This window comes from Bradyrhizobium sp. HKCCYLRH3097, from assembly GCF_051167875.1.
Lineage (GTDB): Bacteria > Pseudomonadota > Alphaproteobacteria > Rhizobiales > Xanthobacteraceae > Bradyrhizobium.
In genome coordinates this window covers 162484-188123 of the sequence record NZ_JBNPTX010000004.1, presented here as the reverse complement: position 1 = coordinate 188123, position 25640 = coordinate 162484, and the positions used below count along the sequence as shown (strand labels likewise).

At 66.1% G+C, this 25640-nt stretch carries 24 protein-coding genes; 11 read left to right on the top strand and 13 right to left on the bottom strand.

Going from position 1 to position 25640, the window contains the following annotated elements; genetic code table 11:
* Positions 1-46: 46 nt before the first annotated feature.
* Together ACQR0U_RS12375 and ACQR0U_RS12370 are read right to left on the bottom strand one after the other, a co-directional pair.
* Positions 47-370, bottom strand: a complete 324-nt coding sequence (locus ACQR0U_RS12375) for a 2Fe-2S iron-sulfur cluster-binding protein (RefSeq protein WP_315717118.1) — start codon at positions 368-370, stop codon at positions 47-49.
* 8 nt (positions 371-378) lie between these two features.
* Positions 379-1602 (bottom strand): cytochrome P450, encoded by a 1224-nt coding sequence (locus ACQR0U_RS12370; protein WP_315827948.1) that lies wholly within the window; start codon positions 1600-1602, stop codon positions 379-381.
* A gap of 77 nt (positions 1603-1679) precedes the next feature.
* Between ACQR0U_RS12370 and ACQR0U_RS12365 the strand changes: the two genes are divergently transcribed.
* The 3 genes from ACQR0U_RS12365 (at position 1680) to atzF (ending at position 5109) form a co-directional block, all read left to right on the top strand.
* Complete coding sequence (locus tag ACQR0U_RS12365; protein ID WP_315717116.1) at positions 1680-2186, top strand: MarR family winged helix-turn-helix transcriptional regulator; 507 nt, start codon at positions 1680-1682, stop codon at positions 2184-2186.
* A 349-nt stretch (positions 2187-2535) separates the two neighbouring features.
* Positions 2536-3075, top strand: coding sequence for a DUF805 domain-containing protein (locus tag ACQR0U_RS12360; protein WP_409999279.1), 540 nt, complete (start codon positions 2536-2538; stop codon positions 3073-3075).
* A gap of 246 nt (positions 3076-3321) precedes the next feature.
* Entirely contained in the window at positions 3322-5109 is a 1788-nt protein-coding gene (atzF, locus tag ACQR0U_RS12355) for an allophanate hydrolase (RefSeq protein ID WP_315827946.1), read from the top strand.
* Between the two features lie 111 nt (positions 5110-5220).
* Here atzF and ACQR0U_RS12350 read toward each other — a convergent pair whose 3' ends face one another.
* The 11 genes from ACQR0U_RS12350 to ugpB all read right to left on the bottom strand — a co-directional run bounded on the left by ACQR0U_RS12350 (position 5221) and on the right by ugpB (position 16169).
* A complete protein-coding gene (locus ACQR0U_RS12350; protein WP_315827945.1) occupies positions 5221-5952 on the bottom strand; it encodes a GntR family transcriptional regulator in 732 nt (243 codons plus the stop codon).
* 2 nt (positions 5953-5954) lie between these two features.
* Positions 5955-6347, bottom strand: a complete 393-nt coding sequence (gene hpxZ, locus ACQR0U_RS12345) for an oxalurate catabolism protein HpxZ (RefSeq protein WP_315827944.1) — start codon at positions 6345-6347, stop codon at positions 5955-5957.
* On the bottom strand, positions 6328-7728 hold the full coding sequence (locus ACQR0U_RS12340; RefSeq protein ID WP_434872163.1) for an AtzE family amidohydrolase: 1401 nt from the start codon (positions 7726-7728) through the stop codon (positions 6328-6330). The genes hpxZ and ACQR0U_RS12340 overlap by 20 nt, the downstream gene beginning before the upstream one ends.
* A gap of 10 nt (positions 7729-7738) precedes the next feature.
* Positions 7739-7918 (bottom strand): DUF4089 domain-containing protein, encoded by a 180-nt coding sequence (locus tag ACQR0U_RS12335; protein WP_315717108.1) that lies wholly within the window; start codon positions 7916-7918, stop codon positions 7739-7741.
* A gap of 26 nt (positions 7919-7944) precedes the next feature.
* Positions 7945-9759: a dipeptide ABC transporter ATP-binding protein gene (locus ACQR0U_RS12330; RefSeq protein WP_434863019.1), complete on the bottom strand. Its 1815-nt coding sequence runs from the start codon at positions 9757-9759 to the stop codon at positions 7945-7947.
* Complete coding sequence (locus ACQR0U_RS12325; RefSeq protein WP_315751188.1) at positions 9756-9932, bottom strand: hypothetical protein; 177 nt, start codon at positions 9930-9932, stop codon at positions 9756-9758. Before ACQR0U_RS12325 ends, ACQR0U_RS12330 begins: the two co-directional genes overlap by 4 nt.
* A gap of 4 nt (positions 9933-9936) precedes the next feature.
* Positions 9937-10839, bottom strand: coding sequence for an ABC transporter permease (locus tag ACQR0U_RS12320; protein ID WP_434863018.1), 903 nt, complete (start codon positions 10837-10839; stop codon positions 9937-9939).
* On the bottom strand, positions 10836-11849 hold the full coding sequence (locus ACQR0U_RS12315; RefSeq protein WP_315773716.1) for an ABC transporter permease: 1014 nt from the start codon (positions 11847-11849) through the stop codon (positions 10836-10838). Before ACQR0U_RS12315 ends, ACQR0U_RS12320 begins: the two co-directional genes overlap by 4 nt.
* 195 nt (positions 11850-12044) lie before the next feature.
* Positions 12045-13667, bottom strand: coding sequence for an ABC transporter substrate-binding protein (locus ACQR0U_RS12310; protein ID WP_434847326.1), 1623 nt, complete (start codon positions 13665-13667; stop codon positions 12045-12047).
* A gap of 223 nt (positions 13668-13890) precedes the next feature.
* Positions 13891-14841 (bottom strand): phosphotransferase family protein, encoded by a 951-nt coding sequence (locus ACQR0U_RS12305; protein ID WP_316187880.1) that lies wholly within the window; start codon positions 14839-14841, stop codon positions 13891-13893.
* A 2-nt stretch (positions 14842-14843) separates the two neighbouring features.
* Positions 14844-16169: a sn-glycerol-3-phosphate ABC transporter substrate-binding protein UgpB gene (gene ugpB, locus ACQR0U_RS12300; RefSeq protein WP_315717102.1), complete on the bottom strand. Its 1326-nt coding sequence runs from the start codon at positions 16167-16169 to the stop codon at positions 14844-14846.
* Between the two features lie 520 nt (positions 16170-16689).
* On the opposite strand from ugpB, the gene ACQR0U_RS12295 reads away from it, so the two are divergent.
* The 8 genes from ACQR0U_RS12295 (at position 16690) to ACQR0U_RS12260 (ending at position 25585) form a co-directional block, all read left to right on the top strand.
* Complete coding sequence (locus ACQR0U_RS12295; RefSeq protein ID WP_410051870.1) at positions 16690-18675, top strand: sensor histidine kinase; 1986 nt, start codon at positions 16690-16692, stop codon at positions 18673-18675.
* Positions 18645-20390 carry an ATP-binding response regulator gene (locus ACQR0U_RS12290; protein WP_315751180.1) on the top strand — a complete coding sequence of 582 codons (1746 nt, stop codon included), beginning with the start codon at positions 18645-18647 and terminating at the stop codon, positions 20388-20390. The genes ACQR0U_RS12295 and ACQR0U_RS12290 overlap by 31 nt, the downstream gene beginning before the upstream one ends.
* Complete coding sequence (locus tag ACQR0U_RS12285; protein WP_315717100.1) at positions 20387-21130, top strand: response regulator; 744 nt, start codon at positions 20387-20389, stop codon at positions 21128-21130. The genes ACQR0U_RS12290 and ACQR0U_RS12285 overlap by 4 nt, the downstream gene beginning before the upstream one ends.
* 231 nt (positions 21131-21361) lie before the next feature.
* On the top strand, positions 21362-21973 hold the full coding sequence (locus ACQR0U_RS12280) for a sigma-70 family RNA polymerase sigma factor (RefSeq protein WP_315751179.1): 612 nt from the start codon (positions 21362-21364) through the stop codon (positions 21971-21973).
* Positions 21974-22341: 368 nt separating this feature from the next.
* Positions 22342-23748, top strand: coding sequence for a cytochrome ubiquinol oxidase subunit I (locus ACQR0U_RS12275; RefSeq protein ID WP_434843316.1), 1407 nt, complete (start codon positions 22342-22344; stop codon positions 23746-23748).
* Complete coding sequence (gene cydB, locus ACQR0U_RS12270; RefSeq protein WP_315751177.1) at positions 23745-24755, top strand: cytochrome d ubiquinol oxidase subunit II; 1011 nt, start codon at positions 23745-23747, stop codon at positions 24753-24755. Before ACQR0U_RS12275 ends, cydB begins: the two co-directional genes overlap by 4 nt.
* Complete coding sequence (locus ACQR0U_RS12265; RefSeq protein WP_315717096.1) at positions 24755-24880, top strand: DUF2474 family protein; 126 nt, start codon at positions 24755-24757, stop codon at positions 24878-24880. The genes cydB and ACQR0U_RS12265 overlap by 1 nt, the downstream gene beginning before the upstream one ends.
* Before the next feature lie 111 nt (positions 24881-24991).
* The gene (locus ACQR0U_RS12260) at positions 24992-25585 is read left to right on the top strand and encodes a L,D-transpeptidase (protein WP_315717095.1); all 594 of its coding nucleotides are present in this window, start codon (positions 24992-24994) and stop codon (positions 25583-25585) included.
* Positions 25586-25640: the final 55 nt, after the last annotated feature.

Below are 25640 nucleotides of genomic sequence, written 5' to 3'. Positions count from 1 at the left end.
GTTTGATTGTTGTCGTTGCGGCTGGAGGTCGTCTCCAGTTGCGAAATCAGCTCTGCCGATCCGGAATGCGCACCACCAGTCCGGCCAGCGCCGGCTGCACCTTGATCTGACAGGACAGCCGGCTGTTCGGCCGCCGTTCGGCTGCGGTGCCGTCCAGCAGCGCATCCTCATCGTCGGACACGGGATCGAGCTTCCCGGTCCAGGCGTCGTCGACATAGACGTGGCAGGTGGCGCAGACGGCGTTTCCGCCGCATTCGGCGACGATGCCGTCGATGCCGTGGGTCAGCGCCGCCAGCATGACGCTGGCGCCGTCCTCGGCCTCCACGCTTTCGCTGCGGTTGTCGGGATGGATGAAGGTGATCGTGGTCATGGTATAGCTCAGGCTGGAGTAAAGGTGACCGGCAGGCTCTCCAGCCCGCGCAGCGTGTTGTTGTAGCGGCGCTTCGGCTCGCCGCTCATCGTGACGCTCCCGACCTTGCGGGCGAGCGCCGTCAGCACCGCCTCGCCTTCGAGCCGCGCGACGAGCTGGCCGACGCACATGTGGATGCCCGAGCCGAAGCCGACATGACCTGAGACTTTTCGGGTGACGTCGTAGGCGTCGGGCTGCTCCCAGCGGCGCGGGTCGCGATTGGCGCTACCTAAGAACATCAGCACCTTCTCGCCTTCGGGAATCGTGACGCCGCCAAGTTCGACGTCACGCGTGGTGGTGCGGAAGAAGGTCTGCACCGGGCTTTCGAACCGCACGGCCTCCTCGAACGCGTTGCGCGCCAGCGACGGATCGGCGCGCAGCCGCGCCCATTGACCGGGGAAGCGCGCCAGGCAATACACCGCGGCGCCGATGCCGTAGACGGTGGTGTCGAGGCCGGCCGACAGCAGCGAGCGCACCAGCAACGGCGCCTCGGCCGGCGTGATCTCGCCGCTGTCGCTGAAGGCGTGGATGCAGGAACCGAAGCCGCCGGGCGTGAGATTGTCGCGCTGGCACTGCTCCGTGACATAGGCCTGGTGTGGCGCCGAGCGCTCGATCGCCTGCTGGCGCAGCTCATTCGGCGGACCGAACGCGTTGAACACCAGGCTCGCATAGGGAATGAGATGCTCGCGCCCCTCCGGCTTCAGCCCGAGCGCATCGGGAAACACCGACAGCGGATAGGCCTCGGCGAGATCGGGGATGGCATCGAACGAGCCCCGGCCTACAAGCTCGTCGATCTTGGCCTCGGCCGCCACCATGAAGCCGTCGCGCAGCCGCTTCATGACGGCGGGCGACAGCACCTTGCTCAGCACGGCGCGGGTGCGCGTATGCGCCGGCGGATCCGCCTCAAGGATCAGGCTCGGCGGCCGCCACGGCTTCTCCTTGGCGAAGTCGCTCAAGCCCACGCCGCGGCTGGAGCAGAACGTCTGGGGATCGTTGAGGACGGCATAGACCTCGGCGTAGCGGGCGACGCCGTAGACGTTCCACGCGTCCAGATGGATGACGGGGCCGGCCTCGCGCATCTCCTGATGCGCTGGATAGGGATCGTCGAAGAATTCATATGAGAACGGGTCGATGGCGAGGTGCGGGATGACCGGCGCCACGCCGGCAGCGGGGGAAAGACCTGTTGGGTTCATGCGGAGCTCCCGAAGTTTGGCCTTGTCATGCGGCTTTTCGTATCCGTATGAGTGGCGATGCATGGACGCTGGGGATCATGAGCGAGAAATCCGGGACGCCGCGCAAGGCGCAGCCGCGCGAAGCTGAGGGGCACGGCCTCACGCTCGATCTCGACCGCTATGTGCCGGCCTTCATCACCTTCATCGCCAACAAGCTGTCGAACAGCGCCACCGCGTTCTATCAGCGCAATTTCGGCGTCAACGTCACCGAATGGCGGATCATGTCGCTGCTGGCGATCGAGCCGGGCATCCCGGCCTCGCGCATCTGCAGCGTGATCGGCTTCGACAAGGGGCCGGTCAGCCGCACCCTGGCGCTGATGAAGAGCCGCGGCCTGATCGCGATCCGCAACGACCCGGAGGACGGCCGCAGCCATTCGATTTCGCTGACGGCCAAGGGCCGCGCGACGCACGACAAGGTCATCGTCGCCGCGCTGGAACGCGAGCGGCGCCTGCTCGCCTGTCTCGACAAGGATGAGCGGGAAGTCCTGATCACCCTGCTGCGCCGAATCCACGACAATCTCGACGCCGTCACGGGCGCGAGCTGAGCCGCTCAGGCACGAGCCGCCGAACGGCTGCCCCGTCTGCTGCGGCAATCTGTTGGCGCGCGCGCAAGCGGCCGCGCCTGCGGCGAGCAGGCTGCGCATGACGTTCCCGTCCCTTCTTCGAGACGCGGATCATCCCGCGCCTCCGTTGCTGATCGGGTCGATCGTTCCACAGATTAGTTGCTTTAGCAACGATATATTTTCGACCGCATGAGATCCCGCAGCGCGAAAGCGCCGTCGCACTCGGTCCTTCAAATTCTAACTATCGGCGAAGGCGCGCAGCAATTTCGCCCTGATATGCCGTGTCGGCTGCGCTCCCGATTGCGGCGTGGCCTGCGGGGAGAGGCGGATGTTGGGGTTCATTTTCGGTTTCAATGCGCGTCTCGGCCGTCTGCAATATTTTCTCGCCTCGCTCGGTCTTGCGCTGGTTTCGGTGGTCCTGATCGTGGTCGTGGCCGTCGGTCTTGCCGCCCTCGCCCCGCAGACGTCGGAGCTGACGGTGAGCCTGCCGATCGTGGTGCTGATCGGCCTGTGCCTGGTGGCGAACCTGATGCTGCAGGCGATGCGCTTTCGCGACATCGGCTGGGACCCGGTCTGTGTGATCCCGGCCTGGATCGCCGTCATGGTGCTGGACTACGTGATCGCCGGCCGATTTCCCGAATACGCGGCGACATCATCGCACCATGGCACGTGGGTGGGCGCCCTGGTCAATCTCGGCCTCAGCGTTGCGCTGCTGTTCTTCCCCAGCGGGGCTGACGACGCGCCGTCGTCGGGAGCCACGGTGAGCCGCCCGACGTCTGCGTCGTTCCGGACAGCCCGTGGCACCGGCTCGGCCACCGAGGCACGACTTGCGCGCATCACGGGCGGGGATGCCGATCGGCGCGGGTACTAGGCGGCTACGGCGCCCGGCCTGCTCACCAATTAGGCAAATCGCCTTCGGCAACCACATCCGACCGCCCGACGGCCTGTCGGTGACACAGCAACCCACTGACTCTCAAGATTTTTCCTTATCAGGCCCGCATCCTCGCCGTGTACACAATGGCACATGGCTTGCTACGTTCGCAGCCGGATTGGGCGAAGCGGAGCGCAAGGAAATGGCAGGCCAGAGTTTGGGCTCGGACGAGACGCGGAGCGCCGCGTGACCGAGACCATTGCCGAGATCGTCGCCGCCCATCGCGCCGGCCTGACAACGCCAAGCGACACGATCGCGCGCTGCTACGCCCGGATCCGCGCGCACAACGACCCCGCCATCTTCATCAGCCTGCGCGGCGAGAAGGACGCGCTCGCGGAGGCCGAAACCCTCGCCGACCGGGACAGATCGCTGCCGCTCTACGGCGTGCCCGTCGCGGTGAAAGACAATATCGACGTGGCGGGCCTGCCGACCACCGCCGCCTGCCCCGCCTTCGCCTACACGCCATCTCGCGATTCCACCGCGGTGGCGCGGCTGCGCGCGGCCGGCGCGATCATCATCGGCAAGACCAATCTCGACCAGTTCGCCACCGGCCTCGTTGGCGTGCGCTCGCCCTATGGCATTCCGAAAAATCCGGTGCGCGCCGATCTCGTTCCGGGCGGATCGAGCTCGGGCTCGGCGGTCGCCGTCTCCGCGGGTCTCGTGCCGCTCGCACTCGGGACGGATACTGCGGGCTCCGGCCGCGTGCCGGCAATGCTCAACAACATCGTCGGCCTGAAGCCGAGCCTCGGCATGATCTCGACGTCCGGCTTGGTGCCGGCCTGCCGCACGCTCGACTGCATTTCGGTGTTCTCGCTGACGGTCGACGACGCCGTCGCGGCGCTCTCGGTGCTGGCGGCGCCGGATCCGCTCGATCCGTTCTCGCGCGACCGGCCGCTTGGGGCCGTGACGGCATTTCCCGAGGGCGTGAAGCTCGGCATTCCCCGCCCCGGGCAATTGATCTTCTTCGGCGACAAGGCGGCGGACGCCGCCTATGGCGCTGCCGCCGCGCGCTTCGTCAAACTTGGCGCCGAGCTGGTCGCGTTCGACCTCGAGCCGTTCTACGAGACCGCGCGGCTGCTCTATGAAGGCCCCTGGGTCGCCGAGCGCTATCTCGTGATCCGCGATCTGCTCGCCTCCGATCCCGATGCGATCCACCCCGTGACGCGCGAGATCACCATCGGCGGCGCGCGCGGCAGCGCGGCCGACACCTTTGCCGCGCTTTATCGTCTGCAGGCGCTGCGCAAGGTGGCCGAGCGTACCTTCGCCGATATCGACGCGCTGGTGCTGCCGACGGCGCCGACCGCCTACACCACCGCGGATGTGCTCGCCAATCCGATCGAGCTCAACAGCCGGCTCGGCACCTATACCAACTTCGTCAACCTGCTCGATCTCTGCGGGCTTGCGGTGCCGGCTGCGATGCGCAGCGACGGCGTCCCGTTCGGCATCACCCTACTGGCGCCAGCCGGCCGCGATGCGGCGCTCGCCAGTCTCGGGCGCGCCTTCCATGCCGACACGGCGCTGCCGGTCGGCGCCAAGCCGGTCCCGCTGCCGCCGCTCGCTCCCGTGTCTCCCGCACTGCATGGCGACGAGATCGCCGTCGTCGTCGTCGGCGCGCATCTCTCAGGGATGGCATTGAACCACGAGCTGACCAGCCTCGGCGGACGTCTGCTCGAGGCGACGACCACCGCGCCTGACTACAAGCTCTACGCGCTGTCGACCACGCCGCCCAAGCCCGGCATGCTGCGGATCGGCGACGGCCAGGGCACGGCAATGGCCGTCGAGCTCTGGGCGCTGTCGGCCGCGAGCTTCGGCAAATTCGTCAACCTCATCCCGCCGCCATTGTCGATCGGCACCATCCGGCTCGCCAACGGCCGCAGCGCCAAGGGCTTCCTTGTCGAGCCTGCCGCCCTCGATGGCGCGCGCGACATCTCGAAGTTTGGCGGCTGGCGCGCGTATATGGCGCAGAAAAGCTGATCGCCTCGCGACTTCGTCACTGCGAGCGCAGCGAAGCAATCCCAGAGCTGCGGTCGGGCCTCTGGATTGCTGCGCGGGCAATGATGGCAACCCGGCAGACGCCGAGCTTAGCTATACCGACACCGCGTAGATCTCGTATTCGCCGCGCACCAGCTCGATGTGCGCCTTCATGGCACTCGCCGCGCCGGCCTTGTCGCCGCGCAGGATGGCGACGACGACGCGGTCGTGCTCGGCATGCGACTTGGCGAGGCGGCCGAGATTGCGGAATTGGGCGCGGCGGAACGGCTGCACGCGCACCCGCGTCGCCAGGGTGATCTCTGCGATGTAGGCATTGTGCGCGCCGGCATAGATCGCGTTGTGGAAGCGCTCGTTGACCTCGTGGAAGCGCTCGGGGTTGCCGGCGTGGCTGAGATTGCGCAGCTCCTCGTGGATGGCTTCCAGCCGCTGCCGCTCGATCGGCGTCATGCGCTGCGCCGCGAGGCCGGCGCACAGGCCCTCGAGCTCGGCCATCGCCTCGAACATGCCGGTGAGACGGTCGGCCGACGGTCGCGCCACCACGGCGCCGCGATGTGCACGCGCCTCGATCAGCCCGGAAGTCGCCAATTGACGCAGCGCTTCGCGCACCGGCGTGCGCGAGACGTTGAAGCGCTTGGCGATCTCGGTCTCGTCCAGCGGCGCGCCCGGCGCCAGCGCGCCGCGCACGATCTCGTCGGCCAGCTGCAGGCGCAGCTCCTCCGCGCGCGTGATTTTCGCGACGGCAGGCGGCGCGCGGTCGATGCGCTTGATCTCCGAGTCGCGGGCGGACCGCTGGCGCGTTCGCGGCGGTAGATCGTCCAGGCTCATCCTCAGCCGCCCTTTGCTTCATCGATGATGCTGACATGGGCAGCGACGATTCTCCAGCCTTCCGGAAACCGGACCCAGGTCTGCATCTGGCGTCCGACCTTGCCGGGCGCGGTGTCGCGATAGAACAGCGTCGAGGCAACCGCGGCGTCACGGCCGTAAGTGGTGATCACGGTGCGCGCGGTCCGCCGCATCAGTCCAGCCGGCGAGCGCGCGGCGCGAAATGCAGCGATCTCGCCGTAGCCATAGAGGTTCTCGCCGATGCCGTAGCGCAGCGTACGGGAGTCCTGCTTGAACAGCTCGTCGAGCACGGCAACGTCGTTGCCGACCAGCGCCTGTTCGTAGCGCTGGAAGTGCGCGGTGACTTCCGCGACGACGTCAGGCAGATCGACTTCCATTCTCCAGAACTCCTCGCGGGGCCGACGCAGCGGCGACGCCAAGCTGTTGCAAGGCGTGGGCCACACGCAATGCGACATGTTCGCACCAGGGCGCCGCGATGATCTGCACGCCGATGGGCATCGGCGCGAGCGGAATCGGAACGGCGACGACGGGAAGCCCAATGAACGAGATCGGCTGGGTATGAATGCCGATATTGGCACGCACCGGCAGCTCGACGCCGTCGAGCACGAAGGTCGCCTGCCCGAGCTTGGGTGCAACGCAGGGCGTTGCGGGCGCGATCAGCACGTCGACGGACTTGAACAGCTCCAGCACCCGGGCGCGGTACCAGCGGCGAAACTTCTGCGCGCGGTCGACCATCGGTGCCGGAATCATCGCACCCGCAATCAGCCGATCGCGCACCGCCGGATCGAAATCCTGCGGCTGCTTGCGCAAGCGGTCGAGATGCAGCGAGGCGCCTTCGGTCGTGCTGATGACATAGGCCGCGGCGCGAGCACGCGCGGCTTCGGGCACCGCGACGACGTCGGTCGCCTTGAGCGCGGTCGCCACGCGGCTGACCGCCTCGGCGGCCTCCGGAAACAGGTACTTCTGAAAGTGGCCGCCGGCAATGGCGATGCGCAGGCCATCGAGCCCTTGCGACAGCGAAGCTGAGACCGGCTCCGGCGCACGCGTGGTGCACGCGGCATCGTCGGCATCGGGCCCCTGCATCACGTCGTAGGCAAGCGCGAGATCCTCGACCGAGCGTGCGAACGGACCGAGATGATCCAGGCTCATGACGAACGGAAACGAGCGCGCCCGCGACAGCCGGCCATAGGTCGGCTTGAGGCCGAAGATGCCGCAGAACGACGACGGCACACGGATCGAGCCGTTGGTGTCGGAGCCCAGCGCGATCGGCACCAGGCCGCCGCCGACGGCGCTGCCCGAGCCGCCCGACGAGCCGCCGCTCATCCGCGTCGGATCATGCGGATTGCGCGACGGGCCGTCGTGCACGTTTTCGCCGGTGAAGTCGTAGGCGTATTCGCCCATGTTGAGCGCACCGACGAGGACGGCGCCGGCCGCCTCCATGCGCTCGATCAGCGTCGCGTCGCGCGTCGCGGGCGCTCGATCACGGTTGATCTTGGAGCCGGCGCGGGTCGGCAGCCCCGCGACGTCGAACAGGTTCTTCACCGCGAACGGCACGCCGGCGAGCGGGCCGATGGGCTTGCCCGCAGCGATGTCGGCATCCACCGCACGCGCCTTCGCACGCGCCCGCTCGGCGGTCACATCCGTGAACGAGTTGAGCACGCCATCGCGGGCCACAATCCGCGCCAGCGCGGCGTCAGTGGCGTCGACGGCCGAGAGCTTGCCGGTGGCGACCGCGGCGGCGACGGCGCTCGCGGTCATCTCGGGAGAACTAAGCGGTGAAGACACTGGCAGGCTCGGCTTCATCAGGCAGGGAGAATTCGTCGACCAGCTTCGCCATCTTCAGCGAGACCTCGAGATTGGCGCGGATGGCCGGGCGCCACGCGTCCTCGATCGGCAGAGCCAATGCACGCCCGACCGCGTCGATGTAATCGTCCAATGGCTCCGCCATCAGCTTTTCTCCTCAAGCTTTCACGCTCAATGCGCCGGCAATGGCGGGTGCGGAATCGCCGTCAGCAACTCCCGCGTATAGTCATCCTGCGGATGACCTAGCACACGTTCGGAGGTGCCTTCCTCGACGATTCGACCCGACCGCATCACGATCACACGATCGCACAACAGCCGCACGACATTCAAATCATGGGAGACAAACAGATAGCTCATACCTAACTGCCGCTTGAGGTCCTGCAGCAGATTGAGCACGACCGCCTGCACGGAGACGTCGAGCGCCGCCGTGGGCTCGTCGAGGATGACGAGCTTCGGGTGCAGTGCGATGGCGCGCGCGATACCGACGCGCGCCTTCTGGCCGCCCGACAATTGGTGCGGAAAGCGATCGAGCAGATTGAGCGGCAGGCCGACCATGGTGGCGAGCTCCTCGCAGCGGGCACGAAGCGCGTCGCGGCCCTTGATGTCGCCGAGCTGCAGGATCGGGTCGGCGATGGCACGCGCCGCGGTGAAGCGCGGATTGAGGCTGTCGGTCGGATCCTGGAACACCATCTGGATCCGGCTGCGCAGCGGAAGCCGGGCAAAGGCCTGCGGCAGGATGTTGCCGATCTCCTCGCCATCGAAGCTGATGCGCCCCGAAGTCTGGTCGAGCAGCCGCATCACCATCATCGACGTCGTCGACTTGCCGCAGCCGGATTCGCCGACCAGGCCAACGCTCTCGCCATGACCGACCGTGAAGCTGATGCCGTCGACGGCGCGGAACATCTCCGGCTCGACCGCCGGCCTCCGTCCGAACAGTTTCGACAATGTCGCCGAGGCGCCCTGGCGCGGATATTCCTTGACCAGCTTGTCGACGAGGAGAAGCGGCTTGGCGCTGCTCGCACTCCGCTCGCCCTCCGCACTCCGCTCGTCACCCCCGGGCTTGACCCGGGGGTCCATCACCTGGAGCGACTCTTGCGAAGATGGATGGATGGCCGGGTCAAGCCCGGCCATGACGGAGGCTGTGTGTGGTGGGGCTGCCACATCCTCCTCCGGCAGCAGATCGCGCAAGGACACGCCGAGGCGCGGCGTCGCGCGCATCAGCTTGCGTGTATAGGGATGCTGCGGGTTGGCGAAGATGTCGGCGGCGCTGGCGGTCTCGACCACCCGGCCCTTCTCCATCACCACGACGCGATCGCAATAGGCAGCGGCGAGACCCAGATCATGCGTGATCAGGATGGTCGACATGCCCCGGCTCTTCGTCAGCTCGACGACGAGGTCCATCACCGCCTTCTGCGTGGTGACGTCGAGACCGGTGGTCGGCTCGTCGGCGATCAGGAGCTGCGGGTTGCAGGCCAGCGCCAGCGCGATGACGACGCGCTGGCACATGCCGCCGGACAATTCGAACGGATAGGCGTGGTAGCGCTCGCGCGGACGCGCGATCTTGACCTGCTCGAGCGCGGCGATCGCCTTCTCGGCGCGATCGGTCGCGGCCGCCTGGACGTGCTGCTTCAGCACATCCTCGATCTGCTGGCCGACTTTGCGGATCGGGTTGAGCGCGGCGCGCGGGTTCTGGAAGATCATCGAGATCTCGCGGCCGCGCAGATCGCGCATCGCGCTTTCCTCGGCCGCCCTGACGTCCACGCCGGAGAACATCACCGATCCCTCGGCGATGCGCCCGGCGCGGTCGAGGATGCGCATCACCGCATAGGACGTCACCGACTTGCCCGAGCCGGATTCGCCGACGATCGCGAGCGTCTCGCCCTTGGCGACGGAGATGTCGACATGCTGCACCGCCTTGACGATACCGCGGCGGGTGGAGAATTCGACCGTGAGATCGCGAACGTCGAGCAGCGGCTGGGCGGTCATCCGTGGCTCCGCTTGTTACGACCGTCATGCGCGGGCTTGACCCGCCTGCGGGGCCGAAGCCCCTTCGGCGCGGCGAAGGCCCGCGCGTCCATCACACTGACGAAGGTGTTCTTGAAGGGATGGATTGCCGGGTCAAGCCCGGCAATGACGGAGTCGTTTTGTGGTGCGCTCATCGCCTTACGTCCTGCGCTGCGGGTCGACGATGTCGCGCAGGCCGTCGCCGAGCAGGTTGAAGCAGAACACCGCGATCATCAGCGCGAGACCCGGGAACAGCGCGATCCACCATTCGCCCGACACCATGAACGAGGCGCCCTCGGCAACCATGATGCCCCATTCCGCCGTCGGCGGCCGCACGCCGAGGCCGATGAACGACAGGCCTGCGGCATTGAGGATGGCGTAGCCCATGGTCAGCGACATCTGCACGATCATGATCGGCATGATGTTCGGCAGGATGTGGCCGAGCAGGATGCGCAGCTCGCTGTTGCCCGACAGCCGTGCCGCCTGCACGAAGCCGGCGTTGCGGCGGACATTGGCCTCGGCGCGTGCCACGCGCGCATAGAGCGGGAAATTCACGATCGCGGTGGCGATGATGATGTTCTGCACGGTGTTGCCGAGCGCGGCGACGATGCCCATCGCCAGTACGAACAGCGGGAACGCCATGATCGTGTCGGCAATGCGGCCGACGATGCGGTCGGTCCAGCCGCCGAAGAAGCCGGCGGCGACGCCGGCGAGACCGCCCAGGAAGAACACGAGCGCGACCGAGGCGATCGCGATGAAGGCGTCGAGCCGGGTCGCGACCACAACGCGGCTGAAGATGTCGCGGCCGAGCTGATCGGTGCCGAACCAATGCGCCGCCGACGGCGGCTTCAGCGCGGACGCGGTGTCGCTGGCCAGCGGATCATAGGGCACGATCCACGGGCCGAAGATGGCTGCAAACAGGATCACGACCAGGAGGCCGAAGGCGAAGCCCGTCACCTTGTTCTCGGCCAGGACATAGCGCGTGTGGCCGATCAGGGCTGTCAGTCCCGTCGTCCGCGAGGGAACGGCGGCAGGCTCGACGGTCGGCGCGACAGTGCTCATCCTTCCAGCCTCACGCGGGGATCGATGACGCCATAGAGAATGTCGATGACGAGGTTGAGGACGACGTACATCACGGCCATCGTCAGCACGAAGCCCTGCACCGGCGCGAAGTCGGAGGCGATCAGCGCCTCGACCGCATAGGAGCCGATGCCGGGCCAGGCGAACACCTTCTCCACCAGCACGTTGGCGCCGAGCAGGAAGGAGAACACCATCGACAGCGTGGTGATGACCGGCAGCATGGCGTTGCGGAACGCATAGGTCACGGTGACCGTCGCGGGCGACAGGCCCGAGGCGCGCGCCGTGCGGACGAATTCCGACGACAGCACCGACAGCATCGAGGCCCGCGTCATGCGCGCGATCGGAGCCAGCGAGAAGATCGCCAACGTCGCGGCGGGCAGGATCAACTGGCTCAGCGCGGAGCGGAACGCCTCGCCGTCACGCGCGATCAGCGTATCGATGAGGTAGAAGCCGGTCACGGGGTCCGGCGCGCTATAAAACACGTCGAGCCGGCCAAGCGGCGCCGGTGACCAGCCGAGCCGGAAGTAGAACACATACACCAGCACCAGCCCGGTGAAGAACACCGGCAGCGAGACGCCCGCGGTCGTGACGATACGGCAGGTATGGTCGATCCACGACCCCGGCCGCGTCGCCGCGAGCACACCGAGCGGCAGCGCGATCGCGACGGATACCAACAGACCGAGCAAGGTCAGCTCGGCCGAGGCCGGCAGTCGGTTGCGAATCTCGCTGGCGACCGGCTGGCCTGTGGTCAGCGAACTGCCGAGATCGCCATGGGCGAGATCGACGGTGTAGCGGAAGAACTGCTCGACCAGCGGCTTGTCGAAGCCGAGCTTCTTGCGGATCTGCTCCACCGCCTCCTTGGTGGCGGCGGGGCCGGCAAAATACGCCGCGGGATCGCCGGGCAAGGCGCGCGTGAGCAGGAAGGTGACGATCACGACGCCGATCAGCGACGGGATCGCGAACGCGAGGCGCTTGGCGATGAGGCTCAGCATGAGCAGCCCCCTGCCCGAATTGGCCCAGACCTGTCCGCGCGGCGCACTCGGCTCCCTCCCCCCTTGTGGGGGAGGGCTGGGGAGGGGGGTGGACCCAGACGGCAGTGGGTGTGGCTACCCCCCTCCCTGCCCCTCCCCCACAAGGGGGGAGGGAATGAGAGAGCTCGGCCCATATTACATCCCCCCATCACTGTCTCACCCCTTCACCAGAGCCCGATAGTCGAGCCTACGGTGGAACCAGTACTGATAGCCGGAGATGTTCTTCTGCATCGCGACGTTGACGAACGGCTGATACAGCGGAATGCGTGGCACCTCGGCGAAGGCGAGATCGACGAAGCCCTTCACGTCGGCATCGTACGTCGCCTTGTCCCCGGCCGCGGCGGCGTCACGCGCGCCGTCGATGAACTTGTCCATCACCGGCGACTTGTAGCTCATCGTGTTGAACACGGAATTGTTGCCGTGATAGCACCAGTAGAAGAAGTATTCGGGGTAATCGAGCCAGCCCGAGAAGATGTTGGTGAAGAGCGGCATCTCCTTCTTGTTCAGCTCGGTGCGCCAATTGGCGCCGGGCACCTTGTTGATGGTGGTCTTGATGCCGAGCTGGGCGAGGCTCTCCTGCACCAACACGCACAAGGGCTCGTTGACCTGTGCGAAATTGAGGTCGAAGGAGATCGTGGTTTCGAAGCCGTTGGGGTAGCCGGCTTCCGCCAGCAGCGCTTTTGCCTTCTCCATGTCGGTGAAGTACTTGGTCGGCTGCGGCCACGCCACCTCGGTCGCCTTATCCGCCGGCGCGCCGAACATCGGATTGGCAAGGCCGAACATCACGGCATCGATGATCTTCTGATAGGGCATTGCATAGGCGAGCGCCTGCCGGACCTTGGGATTGTCGAACGGCGGCTTGGTCACGTTCATGCCGATATACTGGATGCCGTTCGAGATCGGCAGCGAGATCACGGTATGCTTGCCGTTCGACTTCATCTCCTGGAAGTCCTTGTTCGGCAGCTCATAGGAGATGTCGGCATCCCCGCGCTCGAGCAGCGCGCGCCGGTTGCCGGCCTGCGGCACCATGCGCCAGATCACACGCTTGATCTTCGGCAGCGGACCGCACACCCAGTCGTCGTTGCGCTCCATGATCACTTCGGTACCGGCGGTCCACTTCGTCACCTTGTAGGCGCCGGAACCAGCGGTCTGCTGCTTGGTATATTCGAGCCCCCACGGGTCTTTGTCGGTCGCGTTCTTCTTCACGAGCTCCGAGTTGACCACGCAGGGTACGATGACGGCGAGATCGGGGATCGTCAGCCGGTCCTTCTTCAGAAAGTCGACGCGCACGGTGTGGTCATCGACGATGACGAACTGCTCGGTCTTGGTCAGCGAGCCGGCGCTCATCTGGAAGGTCGGGAAGCCCCCGACGCTGACGGCGCGATCGAGCGACCACTTCACGTCCTTGGCCGTGACCGGCGTGCCGTCGTGGAATTTGGCGTTCTTGCGCAGCTTGAAGGTGGCGGACATGTCGCCGATGGTCATGTCCTCGGCGAGTTCGGGCTTGAACTTGTCGCGGTCGTAGTACGGCACCCCGCCCGGGCCGCTCTTCATCTCGTGGCTGATCAGGCGGTCATAGCAGTTCCAGGACACCTCGTAGCCCGGCACGTTGGTGCCGACGCCGTGGATGTCGAGGTTGTTGGGACCGCCTTCGGACACGATCAGCAGCGTCTCGGACCGCGCGTCGGCCTTGGCGGAAGACATGATGGCCGGCGCCATTGGCAGCGCGGCCCCCGCAGCCAGACCGGACACGGATTTCAGAAAATCGCGACGCTTCATCAAATGCTCCCGAGGATAACGACTGTCGGGAACAGCGATCGCAAGCTTTGTGCCAAGCCCGGCTGAAAGCTAAGCTATTGAAATATCGAGGGGCCTTCACCGAGCGGCACAGCTCAGCGCCCCCAATTGCATACAAAGCTGCATATTTGCTGAGTTTATAATCACCTCAGCTAGCCTGCGACAGATTTACGCAACGCCTGTTGGACCGCCGCCCCGGTTGGGATCACTCCGGCCAGATCAGCGCCTGCAGCTCGTCGAAGTCGCGGACCTTGGCCGGCCAATCCGGAATGCAGATGTGTCGGAGCGGATCGCTGTACTGGTGCAGCAACAGCAGGACCAGCAGCCGTCGCTTCAGCTGCCGGTCGATGTCCTCCAGCGCAAATCCGTAGCCGTCGAACAAGGCACGCACGCGCCCGGGATGACCCGCTGCCATGAAGGCGCTCGGCCCGAGCAGATCATACTCGCCAAAACCGGTCATGACGTCGCCGAAGTCGAACAGCCCGCTCAGCTGCCAGCCATCACCGCTGCGCGTGACGAGTAAGTTCTCCGGAATGTATTCACCGGTCAGGATGACCGGCGGCGGATCCTGCGGCAGCAGTGCTGCGGCCTCGCGCAGGAGATCGTCCAGCCCGGCGAGAAGCGTCGGCGGCAAGCCGAGCCGCTGATGGCGTGCATGACATCCGGCCATCTGCATCCGCAAGAAATCCGACCAGCGCGGACCGAGCGCCAGCAGCTCGCCAGGCGGGACCCGCTGCACGGCGGCGATCAGACGACCGACCTGCCTGAGCAAGAGCTGCTTGTCCCACTCCGGGAGTTGCCGCCACACATCCGAAGCAGGCATGCCGCCGAGCCTGGTCATGATCAGATAGCACCAGCCGTCGCGCTCCCCCTCGTGTCGCAGGTCGGGGGTACGGACGTCGCCGACGCCACCGGCGAGCACGCGCAAGGCCGCCCGCTCGGACTGAAACTTGCCGCGATGAAACGGCGGGAAGACCTTCAGGATCAGTCCGTCGTTCAGCGCGAGGACCAGATTGGTGCCCGCCGCGAACGGCACCAGCCGCGCGTCGTCGTAGCCATGGCCGCGCGCAATATCGCGTGCAGCCGGCAGCCAGCGCGTCACGTCGGCACGGAGGCGCCGGAGCTGCGCGCCATCGGCGACCGGTGGCAACGTCATTTTCAGCGATCCGGGCTCGCGCGCTCGAACTGGCGCAGCAGACGATTGCCGCGGTCGACGGCGGCATCGAGCGCCGCCTGCGCCGGTTTGCGGCCGCTGAAGGCCTGCTCCATCTCGTCCTCGATGGCATCACGGATCAGCACGAACGAGCCGAGCCGCAGTCCGCGCGAATTCTCCGTGGGTGGGTTGAGCGTCACCTGCTCGATCGAGATCGCGGCGCCTGGATTGCGGTCGTAGAAGCCCTGCGCGCGCGTCAGATCGAAGGCCGCCTGGGTGATCGGCAAATAGCCCGTATTCTGGTGCCAAGCGGCCTGAACATCGGGCCGCGACAGATAGGCGAAGAACTTGGCCACGCCCTTGTACTCGGCCGCGGGACGGTCGCGGAGCACCCACAACGTCGCGCCGCCGATGATCGAATTCTGCGGCGCGGCCGCAACGTCAGGCCAGTACGGCATCATGCCGTAGCCGACCTCGAACTTCGAATTCGCCTTGATGTCGGCGCGCGTTGCCGAGGAGCCGATGAAGATGCCGCACTCGCCCTTCTGGAAACGCGGCTCGGCAGCCTGACCGCGGCCGCCATAGTCGAAGACCTTGCTCTTCTGCCATTCCGCGAGCTGGGCGATGTGCCGCGTGACCTGCGGATTGTTGAACGTCAGCACGGCGTCCAGTCCGGCAAAGCCGTTGGCCCGCGTGGCGATCGGCAGATTGTGGAAGGCCGAGAAATTCTCCACGTTGATCCAGGCCGGCCACGACGTCGTGAAGCCGCAGGCGACACCGTTGTCGCGCAGCCGCCGGGCAGCCTTGCCGAGCTCGGACCAGGTCTTCGGCGCCACGCCCGGATCGAGCCCGGCCGCGCGAAACTGATCCTTGTTGTAGTAGAGGATGGGCGTGGAGGCGTTGAACGGAAACGACAGCATGTTGCCGTCGGCGTCGGCATAGGTGCCGGCGATCGCGGGCAGATAGGCCGACGGCGAAAAGCTCTCCTGCTCGTCGCGCATCAACTCGTAAACGGGATAGATCGCGCCCTTGGCCGCCGTCATCGTCGCGGTCGCGATCTCATTGACCTGCACGATCGCCGGCTGGCTGCGCGAGCGGAACGCGAAGATGGCCGCCGTCACGGTCTCCGTATAGCTGCCCTTGTAGCTCGGCACGATGCGGTAGTCGGACTGCGACGCATTGAAGTCGGCCGCCAGCCTGTCGACCTGCCTGCCGAGCTCGCCCGACATCGCATGCCACCACACGATCTCGGTCGCGGCCTTGGCCGTGCTTGCGCCAACAACCGTCCAGAGCAGGATTGCAAACGAAACAGAACGCAGAAGGACCGTCACCAGGAGGCAACTCCAATCCGATGAATGAATAGGCCCGGGCTGAGATCGCAATCGGACCGAAAAATCAGGTCCAGCAACCCAAGGCTGCAACAAACTATCAGCAAACCATTGACGCGTATCGCTTTGACGTCAGAATGGCCTTATAGCACCTGTTCGGGAGTGCATTGAACCTTTTCATGTCCGGGCCGACCTCATCATCAGGGGGAAAAGTGTTGCCTGTGTACCGCGCCCATCTTTCGTCGATCTCGAGAGTGGACGTCACGCCGGTGCTGATGCGCGCTGAGGCGGGCGCGCGGTACCGCTCGCCCCTTTCACGCCCATCATGCTCGGCGGCGCGACTGGCTGCGCCGCAGCATACAGGCCCGGCTGCGCGCGGCAGAGCGGACGCAGGCAGGCTCCGCACGACGGGCCCGAGGTAGCGATCGTGGCGCGATCCGAGCAGCGGAAATCCGTCGCGCGGCCGCTCGGTCTGGCGGTCCTGGGGCGGGCACGGATCGTTCGCGCGCTGCGGGCGGTTCCGATCCGCTGGCGCATCCTCTCGATCGCCGCGCTCAACTCGGCTGTCGTGATCGTGCTGGCGGCGCTGATCTGGAACGGCGCGACGGTGCTGGGCACGGCCTGGGACGACGTTCGCCAGGTCCGGGAATCCGACAAGGTGCTGGCCCTGCTCGAAAGCGAGACGAGCCGGCTACAGAACCTCATTCATCGCTACATCAATCAGCCGAGCCCGGAGCTGTTCGCCGAGATCCTGCTGCTGCGCGAGGCCGTGCTCGGGACGCTCACGACGCGCGCCTCGACCGACCCGATGCTGTCGGGGTCGGTCGAGGAGCTGGAGCGCGTCACCGTGCGTTTCCTGGACGGCTTCGGCGAGCTGCGCAGTCTGCAGGGGACGATCTCCAAGACCTATGAGGAAGAGGTTCTCGGCCCCGCCCGCGACATCGCCGGGCTCTATTCGGTGATCGAAGGCGCGACCGGCCATCGCGACGCGCAGATCTGGCCCTCGCTCGGCAAGTCGCGCGAGGCCTTCACCGCCATGCTGGTCGCGGCCAACTCCTACTACCTGTCGCTCGCGCCCGCCTCCGCCGAGGACGCGCGCCGCAACACGGAGACGATCGAGAAGACCATTCCGGTGATGTCGAGCCTTGCGGACAATGATCTGCAGCGGCTGGCGCTGCAGCGGCTGTCGGCCCGGACCGCGGCGCTGCGCGCGGGATTCTCCAAGCTCACCGATCAGCTCACCAACCGCACCGAACTGCTGCGCAACACCATCGATGCGAGCCAGGCCGAAACCATCGGCGCCATCGACGGCCTGTCGGTGAAGATGCGCCAGCACGAGCAGAAGGCGCAGGCGACGTTCGATCGGACGTTGAAGGACATCTCCCGCCGCGTCCTCTCGATCGCGGTGATCTTCCTGGGAGTCATCCTGTCCGCGGGCGTGCTGATCGCCTTGTCGATCCGGCTGCCGCTGCAGCAGATCATGGCCTCGATGCGCGCAATCATGCTGGGCGACTACGACCGCGAGGTCCAGGGCACCGAGGCGCGCGACGAGGTCGGCGCGATGGCCCGCGCCGTCGAGACCTTCCGCGAGAACGCGATCGCCAAGCGCAAGACCGAGGACGAGTTGCGCACCGCGAAGGAAAAGGCCGAGAGCGCGCTGCTCGAGCTCAATGCCGCGCAACGGAATCTCATCGATGCCGAGCGGCTGGCGGCGCTGGGCGGGCTGGTCGCCGGCGTCGCCCACGAGGTGAACAACCCGATCGGCATCAGCCTGACGGTGGCCTCCAGCTTCGCACGCCGCGTCGAGATGTTCGAGGCCGCGCTGCGGTCGCCCGAAGGCGGCCTGCGCCGGTCGCAACTGGAGGAGTTCGTGCGTTCGTCGCGCGATGCGTCCGAGCAACTGGTTGCCAACCTGCAGCGCGCCGGCGAGTTGATCCAGTCGTTCAAGCAGGTCGCGGTCGACCGCTCCCATGCGGAGCGACGGGCCTTCGTCCTGAGCGAGGCGACCGATCAGATCATCACCAGCCTCAAGCCGGTGCTCAAGCGCGCGCCGATCACGCTGGCGGTCGATGTCCCCGAGGGGCTTTTCATCGACGGCTATCCCGGGTTCTACGGTCAGATTCTCACCAACCTGTTCCTCAACGCCGTCAACCACGCCTTTGCCGACGGCCGCGCGGGCACCATCTCGATCACGGCGCGGCCGCGCGGCACGGATGACATCGAGATCATTTTCGCCGATAACGGGGCCGGCATGCCCCCCGACGTGCAGCGCCAGGCCTTCGATCCGTTCTTCACGACACGCCGCAACGAAGGGGGAACGGGGCTCGGGCTGCATATCGTCTACAATCTGGTGACGCAGCAGCTCGGTGGCCGCATGATGCTGGAATCCCGCGAGGGACAAGGCACCACCTTTCGGATTATCATGCCGCGGGTCGCCAAGGGCGGCGCCGAGACAGCAATGGGTGACGGAACGACGCAATGGCCGAACAGGACGATGTCCTCCAACTGATCGAGGATACCGGTTTCGACGAGGACGACGGTTCGGCCCGGAAATGGAAGATCGCCGTCATCGACGACGACCATGCCGTGCACGAGGGCACCCGCTTTGCGCTGTCGGATTACAGCCTGAACGGCCAGGGGCTCGAAATCCTGTCCGCCTATTCGGCGGCCGAAGGCCGCGCGCTGATGCGGGAGCACACCGACATCGCGGCCGTGCTGCTCGACGTCATCATGGAGACCGACGTCGCCGGGCTCGAGCTCGTCGAATACATCCGCAACGAGATCAAGAACGAGACCGTCCGCATCATCCTGCGGACCGGGCAGCCGGGCCAGGCGCCGGAGCGGCGCGTCATCGTCCAGTACGACATCAACGATTACAAGGCCAAGACCGAGCTCACCGCCGACAAGCTGTTCACCTCGCTGACGGCGGCGCTGCGCAGCTACCAGCAGCTCGAGCGCATGGTGCAGACCCGGCGCGGCCTCGAGATCATCATCGACGCCGCCTCGACGCTGTATGATTTCAAGTCGATGCAGCGGCTGGCCGAGGGCGTGCTGACCCAGATCGCGTCGCTGCTGAACGTGGATTGCGCGGGGATCCTGGTGCTGCGCGACGACGGCAGCCAGACCGACGATTTTTCGGTGCTGGCCGGCTCGGGCTGCTACAGCCGCTTCTCCGGCGCCGTCACCTCGCGCTCGCTCGATCCGGATCTGCGCGACATGGTCGAGGCCGCCTTCAGGCAGCGCAGCAACGAATTCGCAGACCACCGCACCGTGCTCTATGTCCGCACCGGCTCGGGGCGCGAAGTCGTGGTGCTGCTGCAGGCGGAGCGGCCGCTGTCCGAGACCGACCGTTCGCTGGTCGAGATCTTCTCCAGCCGGCTGTCGATCGCCTTCGACAACGTGATCCTGTATCAGCAGCTGCATGAGGCCAACACCCAGCTCGAGGACCGCGTCGCCCAGCGCACCCGCGCGCTGATGCAGGCCAACCGGCGGCTGTCGGCGCAATGGCTGCGGCTGCAGCGCGCCAACGGTTTCAAGAACGAGATTCTCGGCACCGTTGCCCATGACCTGAAGAATCCGCTGGGCGTCATCCTCGGCCGCACGGAAATGCTGACCGAGTTGATCGCGACCGGCGCCTCCGCAGAGGGCATCACCAGCCAGGTCGGACATATCCGCGATGCCGCCAAGCGGCTGACCTCGATGGTCGACCATCTGATCTCGGATGCGATGGCCGACGCCTTCGACATCACCATCCGCCGCGAGCCGGTCGACATCACGGCCCTGATCCACGAGGTGGTCGAGGCCAACCAGCCGCTCGCCCTCAACAAGCAGCAGGTCATCGAGGTCTCGGCGCCGACGCTGCTGTCGACCATGTGCGACATCGACCGGATCCGCGAGGCGATCGACAATCTCTTGAGCAACGCGATCAAGTACAGCCCGATCGGTGGCAGGATCACCGTGAACGCCGCCGATGACGGCGACAACACCATCATCGCCGTCACCGACCAGGGCGCCGGGCTGTCGCCGGAGGATCTCGGCCGCCTGTTCGGGCGGTTCCAGCGGCTGTCGGCCAAACCGACCGCGGGCGAGAGCTCGACCGGGCTCGGCCTGTCGATTGTCAAACGCATCGTCGACATGCATGGTGGCGAGGTGACGGCCAGGAGCGAAGGGCCGGGATCCGGATCGACCTTCACCATCACACTGCCGGCGGCCGAGTTGTCATGAGTCAGAGCCAGCACATCATCATCGTCGACGACGAGGCCCCTGCCCGCGAAATGGTGGGTGATTACCTCAAGATGCACGGCTTCAGCGTGACGCTGTGCGACGGCGGCAAGAGCCTGCGCAGCGCCATCGAGACCGGCCCCGCAGATCTCGTCGTGCTCGACCTCAACATGCCCGAAGAAGACGGCCTGTCGATCATTCGCGATCTCAAGGGCCGCACCAACATCCCGGTGATCATGCTGACGGCCACCGCCAGCCCGATCGACCGCGTCGTCGGGCTTGAGCTTGGCGCCGACGATTACGTCGCCAAGCCGTGCGAATTGCGCGAATTGATGGCCAGGATCCGCTCCGTGCTGCGCCGCAGCGGACCGGCCAAGGCTGCGGCGGCCGTCACGGAGACCGCTCCGGCCCAGGCCAAGGACCCGCAATTGGTGCGGTTCGGCACCAAATGGCTGGATCTCGATGCCCAGGCGCTGCGCGATGACGAGGGCAACGAGCACCCGCTGACGGCGTCCGAGTTCGGCCTGCTCAAAGTGTTCGCCGCCAACCCGAAGCGGGTGCTGTCGCGCGAGCGGCTGCTGGAGCTCGCCAATGCCCGCGATGCGGAGGCGTTCGATCGCGCCGTGGACCTGCGAATCATGCGGATCCGCCGCAAGATCGAGCCGGATCCGACCAAGCCGGCGGTGATCCGTACCATCCGCGGCGGCGGCTACCTGTTCTCGCCGGCGGGCGAGAAGGCCTGAGGACGGCCGGCCGGCGGCGGCGGAAGCGGTCTCTGCATCCACATCCAGTTCCGCATCTTGGAATTGGGCACAATTCCGCCACGACTGTTTCGCGATGTGCGGCGCGACGAAACATTTCCGCAGGCGCACGAAACCATTTTCCTGTTTTCGTGCAGACGTCCCGAAACGGGCACTCCTTAACAATCCATCCCGTCGAAACGCCGCAAGGGGGCGGCGGAACGGGAGAGTGCCATGCAGAACGTCGTTGCCATCAATTCCGCAGCCAGCCAGGGCATCATCGCCGCCCAGGCGACCACGGACGACATGCTCCTGGAGAGCATTGCCGATGGCGATCGCACCGCGATGCACACGCTTTATGCGCGTCACAATGTGCGGGTCTATCGCTTCATCCTGCGCATCGTCCGCGACACCACGATCGCCGAGGACCTCGTCAGCCAGGTGTTCCTGGACGTGTGGCGCACCGCCAAGCAGTTCGAGGGCCGCTCGCAGGTCTCGACCTGGCTGCTGTCGATCGCCCGCTTCAAGGCGCTGACCGCGCTGCGCCAGCGCCGCTTCGAGGACATCGACCAGGACGAGGTGCGCGAGATCGCCGACGACTCCGACACCCCGGAGACCTCGCTCGAGCGCTCCACCACCAGCGCCATCCTGCGCGCCTGCGTCGCCAAGCTGTCGCCGGCGCATCGCGAGATCATCACCCTGATCTACTACCATGAGAAGTCGGTGGAGGAGGTCGGGCAGATCATCGGCATTCCGCAGAGCACGGTGAAGACGCGCATGTTCTATGCCCGTAAGCACCTGGCCGAGCTCCTGCGCTGTGCCGGCGTCCACAGCCTCGCCGCCTGACCAAGCTTCATTCTCGCCGGGGCTGCGGTCCCGGCGGGTTCCAAAGACGACGACGCATCAAAATCGCCGAACGAAACAATTGAAACAATCGGCGAAATCACCTGGAAAATTTCCGCCGCTAGAACGTTATCCATCAGCCGAGCCTCAGTCCCCCAGCTGATCTCGGTTTGGAGCGAGCAAATTCAAGGATACCTCCACCTTCCAAGGTTGCTCCGAAGACCCGGCGGATGCCCCCGCCGGGTCTTCGTCGTTTGGGACCGCTCACCCCGCCAATAGGGCGATTTGACCATTTGATATCGCGCGTTGCCGGTGCAATCTTCCGTCATGGGGCGGTGCTACAAGCCCCACGGCAATGACGGACGGTGCTGATGTTCGGTTTGGATGCGGTTGAGCTGGCGCGCGCGCAGTTCGCCTTCACGGTCACCTTCCACATCATCTTCCCCGCCTTCTCGATCGGGCTCGCGTCCTACCTCGCCGTGCTCGAGGCGCTGTGGCTGTGGACCGGCCGCGACGTCTATCTCAACGTCTTCAATTACTGGCTCAAGATCTTCGCCATTACCTTCGCCATGGGCGTCGTCTCCGGCATCGTGATGTCCTACCAGTTCGGCACCAACTGGTCGGTCTATTCCGACAAGGTCGGACCGGTGATCGGCCCGCTGATGGCCTATGAAGTGCTGACGGCGTTCTTCCTCGAGGCCGGCTTTCTCGGCGTCATGCTGTTCGGCCTGAAGCGCGTCGGCCCGAAGCTGCATTTCCTGGCCACCCTGATGGTCGCCGTGGGCACGCTGATCTCGGCATTCTGGATTCTCTCGGCCAATTCCTGGATGCAGACGCCGGCGGGCTATGCCGTCAACGCCGACGGCCAGTTCGTCTCGGTCGACTGGCTCGCAGTCATCTTCAATCCGTCCTTCCCCTACCGCCTCGTGCACATGGTGCTGGCGGCCTATCTCACCACCTCGCTCGTGGTCGGCGCGGTCGGCGCCTGGCATCTGCTGCGCAATCCGCATCTGCCGGGCCCGCGCGTGATGTTCTCGATGGCGATGTGGATGGCGGCGCTGGTGACGCCGCTGCAGATCCTGGTCGGCGATCAGCACGGCCTCAACACGCTCGAACACCAGCCGGTGAAGATCATGGCCATGGAAGGCCATTTCCAGAGCCACAAGGACGGCGCGCCGCTATACCTGTTCGGCTGGCCCGACCAGGCCAAGGGCGAACTGAAATGGGCACTCGGGATCCCCAAGTTCGGCTCGCTGATCCTCAAGCACCAGATCGACGCGCCGATGGCCGGGCTCGACACCGTGCCGCGGCAGGACTGGCCGCCGGTGCCGATCACCTTCTGGTCGTTCCGCATCATGGTCGGCCTGGGCCTGCTGATGCTGGCGCTCGGCCTGTTCAGCCTGTGGGAGCGCTGGCGCGGGCGGCTGTACATCAATCGCGGCCTGCACCGCTTCGCGATTGCGATGGGACCTGCGGGATTCATGGCCGTCATGGCCGGCTGGATCACCACCGAGACCGGCCGGCAGCCGTTCACCGTATACGGGCTGCTGCGCACCACCGATTCCGTTTCGCCGCTCGCGGCCCCGGCCGTGGGTGCCTCGCTGCTCGCCTTCATCATCGTGTATTTCATCATCTTCGCTGCCGGCGTGCTGTACATCCTGCGCCTGATGGCCGAGCCGCCGCATCCCGGCGAGCCGGGCCCGAGCAGCGAGCAGCCGGTCCGCACCGCCGGCATCACGCCGGCCGCCGGCGTCGTGCAGGGAGCCGTCGGATCATGAGCGTCGCCATCGATCTCGCCACCCTCTGGGCCTTCATCATCGCGCTCGCCGTGTTCATCTACGTCGTGATGGACGGCTTCGATCTCGGCCTCGGCATCCTCTTCCCGCTGTTTCCAGGCAAGCAGGACCGCGACGTCATCACCAACACCGTGGCGCCGGTGTGGGACGGCAACGAGACCTGGCTGGTGCTCGGCGGCGGTGGCCTGATGGCCGCGTTCCCGCTCGCTTATTCCATCCTGATGCCGGCGCTGTATGCGCCGCTGATCGCGATGCTGGTCGGCCTGATCTTCCGCGGCGTCGCCTTCGAATTCCGCTGGCGCACCCGCGCCACACGCAATCTGTGGGACATCGCCTTTGCCGGCGGGTCATGGGTCGCGGCGCTCGCGCAGGGCATCGCGCTCGGCGCCATCCTGCAGGGCGTGCATGTCGAGGGCCGGCACTATGCTGGCGGCTGGTGGGACTGGCTGACGCCGTTCAGCCTCCTCACCGGCGTCTCGCTCGTGGTCGGCTACGCGCTGCTCGGCGCAACCTGGCTGATCCTGAAGACAGAGGGGGACCTGCGCGACAAGGCCTATCGCATCAGCTGGGTCCTGCTGTTCGCGATGCTGCTCGCCATTGCCGCCGTCAGTCTGTGGACGCCGCTGCTCACGATCCAATATTCGGACCGCTGGTTCAGGTGGCCGGCGATCATTCTCACCGCGCCGGTGCCGCTCGCCGTCGTCGGCGTCACCGTGCTGATGATGAAGAACCTCGCCCAGAGGCACGATAGCTGGCCGTTCTTTCTCGCGCTCGCGCTGTTCTTCCTCTCCTACGCGGGCCTCGGCATCAGCATGTATCCCTACGTCGTGCCGCAGAGCATCACGATCTGGCAGGCGGCAGCACCCGAACGCAGCCAACTGATCATGCTGCCCGGCGTGCTGGTGCTGGTGCCGCTGATCCTCGGCTACACCGGCTGGGCCTATTGGGTGTTTCGCGGCAAGGTCGGGCACGACAGCGGCTATCACTGATGCGCGCTCCCGAGCCCGCGTCCCTCGCGAAGCGCCTCGCCTGGTTCGTTGCGCTCTGGCTCGCCGGCGTGGCGACCGTCGGCGCGGTGGCCTTCCTGCTGCGGCTCTGGATGAAGCTCGGATGACAACGGGTGCGCCCTGCGCTCACCTTGACTTTGCTGCGAATATGCTCCTGAAATTTGACGGGTGGATTTGATCGGGCAAGCTTCGCAGGGGTCCGTTGAGGAGAGCTTTGAATGCCGAGTTTCCGTCGCCTGCTTTGTGCGGCCAGCGCCATCATCGCGCTGGCGCTGTCCACATCGCATAGTTTTGCCCAGTCCGAGGACCCCGGCGATCAGCCCGGTCTCGTCGCCGATGACGGCTACGAGCTCGATCCCGAATGGCGCAAGCAGGTGGTCTATTTCCGCACCACCGAGCCGCCGGGCACCATCATCGTGTCCACCGCCGAACGCCACCTCTATCTGGTGCAGCCGGGCGGACGTGCCATCCGCTACGGCATCGGCGTCGGCCGTGACGGCTTCCAGTGGCAGGGGCTGCTGTCGATCACCAAGAAGGCCGAGTGGCCGGATTGGACGCCGCCGCCGGAGATGATCCAGCGCCAGCCCTATCTGCCGCGCTTCATGGCCGGCGGCCCCGGCAATCCCTTGGGCGCGCGCGCGATGTATCTGGGCACCACCGTGTACCGCATCCACGGCACCAACCAGCCCTGGACGATCGGCAGCAAGATTTCCTCCGGCTGCTTCCGGCTGGTGAATGCCGATGTCGCCGACCTGTTCGACCGCGTCCCGGTCGGCACCAAGGTCGTGGTGCGGCAGAAGCCGGAACTGTGACGCCGGCGCCCGCCGCCGGACATTCAGCCATCGCTTTGTCCTGACATTTTCTGAA

Coding starts and splice junctions, on each gene's coding strand:
- ACQR0U_RS12375 (WP_315717118.1), bottom strand. CDS start 370: ATGACCACGATCACCTTCATCCATCCCGACAACCGCAGCGAAAGCGTG.
- ACQR0U_RS12370 (WP_315827948.1), bottom strand. CDS start 1,602: ATGAACCCAACAGGTCTTTCCCCCGCTGCCGGCGTGGCGCCGGTCATC.
- ACQR0U_RS12365 (WP_315717116.1), top strand. CDS start 1,680: ATGAGCGAGAAATCCGGGACGCCGCGCAAGGCGCAGCCGCGCGAAGCT.
- ACQR0U_RS12350 (WP_315827945.1), bottom strand. CDS start 5,952: ATGAGCCTGGACGATCTACCGCCGCGAACGCGCCAGCGGTCCGCCCGC.
- hpxZ (WP_315827944.1), bottom strand. CDS start 6,347: ATGGAAGTCGATCTGCCTGACGTCGTCGCGGAAGTCACCGCGCACTTC.
- ACQR0U_RS12340 (WP_434872163.1), bottom strand. CDS start 7,728: ATGACCGCGAGCGCCGTCGCCGCCGCGGTCGCCACCGGCAAGCTCTCG.
- ACQR0U_RS12335 (WP_315717108.1), bottom strand. CDS start 7,918: ATGGCGGAGCCATTGGACGATTACATCGACGCGGTCGGGCGTGCATTG.
- ACQR0U_RS12330 (WP_434863019.1), bottom strand. CDS start 9,759: ATGACCGCCCAGCCGCTGCTCGACGTTCGCGATCTCACGGTCGAATTC.
- ACQR0U_RS12325 (WP_315751188.1), bottom strand. CDS start 9,932: ATGAGCGCACCACAAAACGACTCCGTCATTGCCGGGCTTGACCCGGCA.
- ACQR0U_RS12320 (WP_434863018.1), bottom strand. CDS start 10,839: ATGAGCACTGTCGCGCCGACCGTCGAGCCTGCCGCCGTTCCCTCGCGG.
- ACQR0U_RS12315 (WP_315773716.1), bottom strand. CDS start 11,849: ATGCTGAGCCTCATCGCCAAGCGCCTCGCGTTCGCGATCCCGTCGCTG.
- ACQR0U_RS12310 (WP_434847326.1), bottom strand. CDS start 13,667: ATGAAGCGTCGCGATTTTCTGAAATCCGTGTCCGGTCTGGCTGCGGGG.
- ACQR0U_RS12305 (WP_316187880.1), bottom strand. CDS start 14,841: ATGACGTTGCCACCGGTCGCCGATGGCGCGCAGCTCCGGCGCCTCCGT.
- ACQR0U_RS12290 (WP_315751180.1), top strand. CDS start 18,645: ATGGCCGAACAGGACGATGTCCTCCAACTGATCGAGGATACCGGTTTC.
- ACQR0U_RS12285 (WP_315717100.1), top strand. CDS start 20,387: ATGAGTCAGAGCCAGCACATCATCATCGTCGACGACGAGGCCCCTGCC.
- ACQR0U_RS12280 (WP_315751179.1), top strand. CDS start 21,362: ATGCAGAACGTCGTTGCCATCAATTCCGCAGCCAGCCAGGGCATCATC.
- ACQR0U_RS12275 (WP_434843316.1), top strand. CDS start 22,342: ATGTTCGGTTTGGATGCGGTTGAGCTGGCGCGCGCGCAGTTCGCCTTC.
- cydB (WP_315751177.1), top strand. CDS start 23,745: ATGAGCGTCGCCATCGATCTCGCCACCCTCTGGGCCTTCATCATCGCG.
- ACQR0U_RS12265 (WP_315717096.1), top strand. CDS start 24,755: ATGCGCGCTCCCGAGCCCGCGTCCCTCGCGAAGCGCCTCGCCTGGTTC.
- ACQR0U_RS12260 (WP_315717095.1), top strand. CDS start 24,992: ATGCCGAGTTTCCGTCGCCTGCTTTGTGCGGCCAGCGCCATCATCGCG.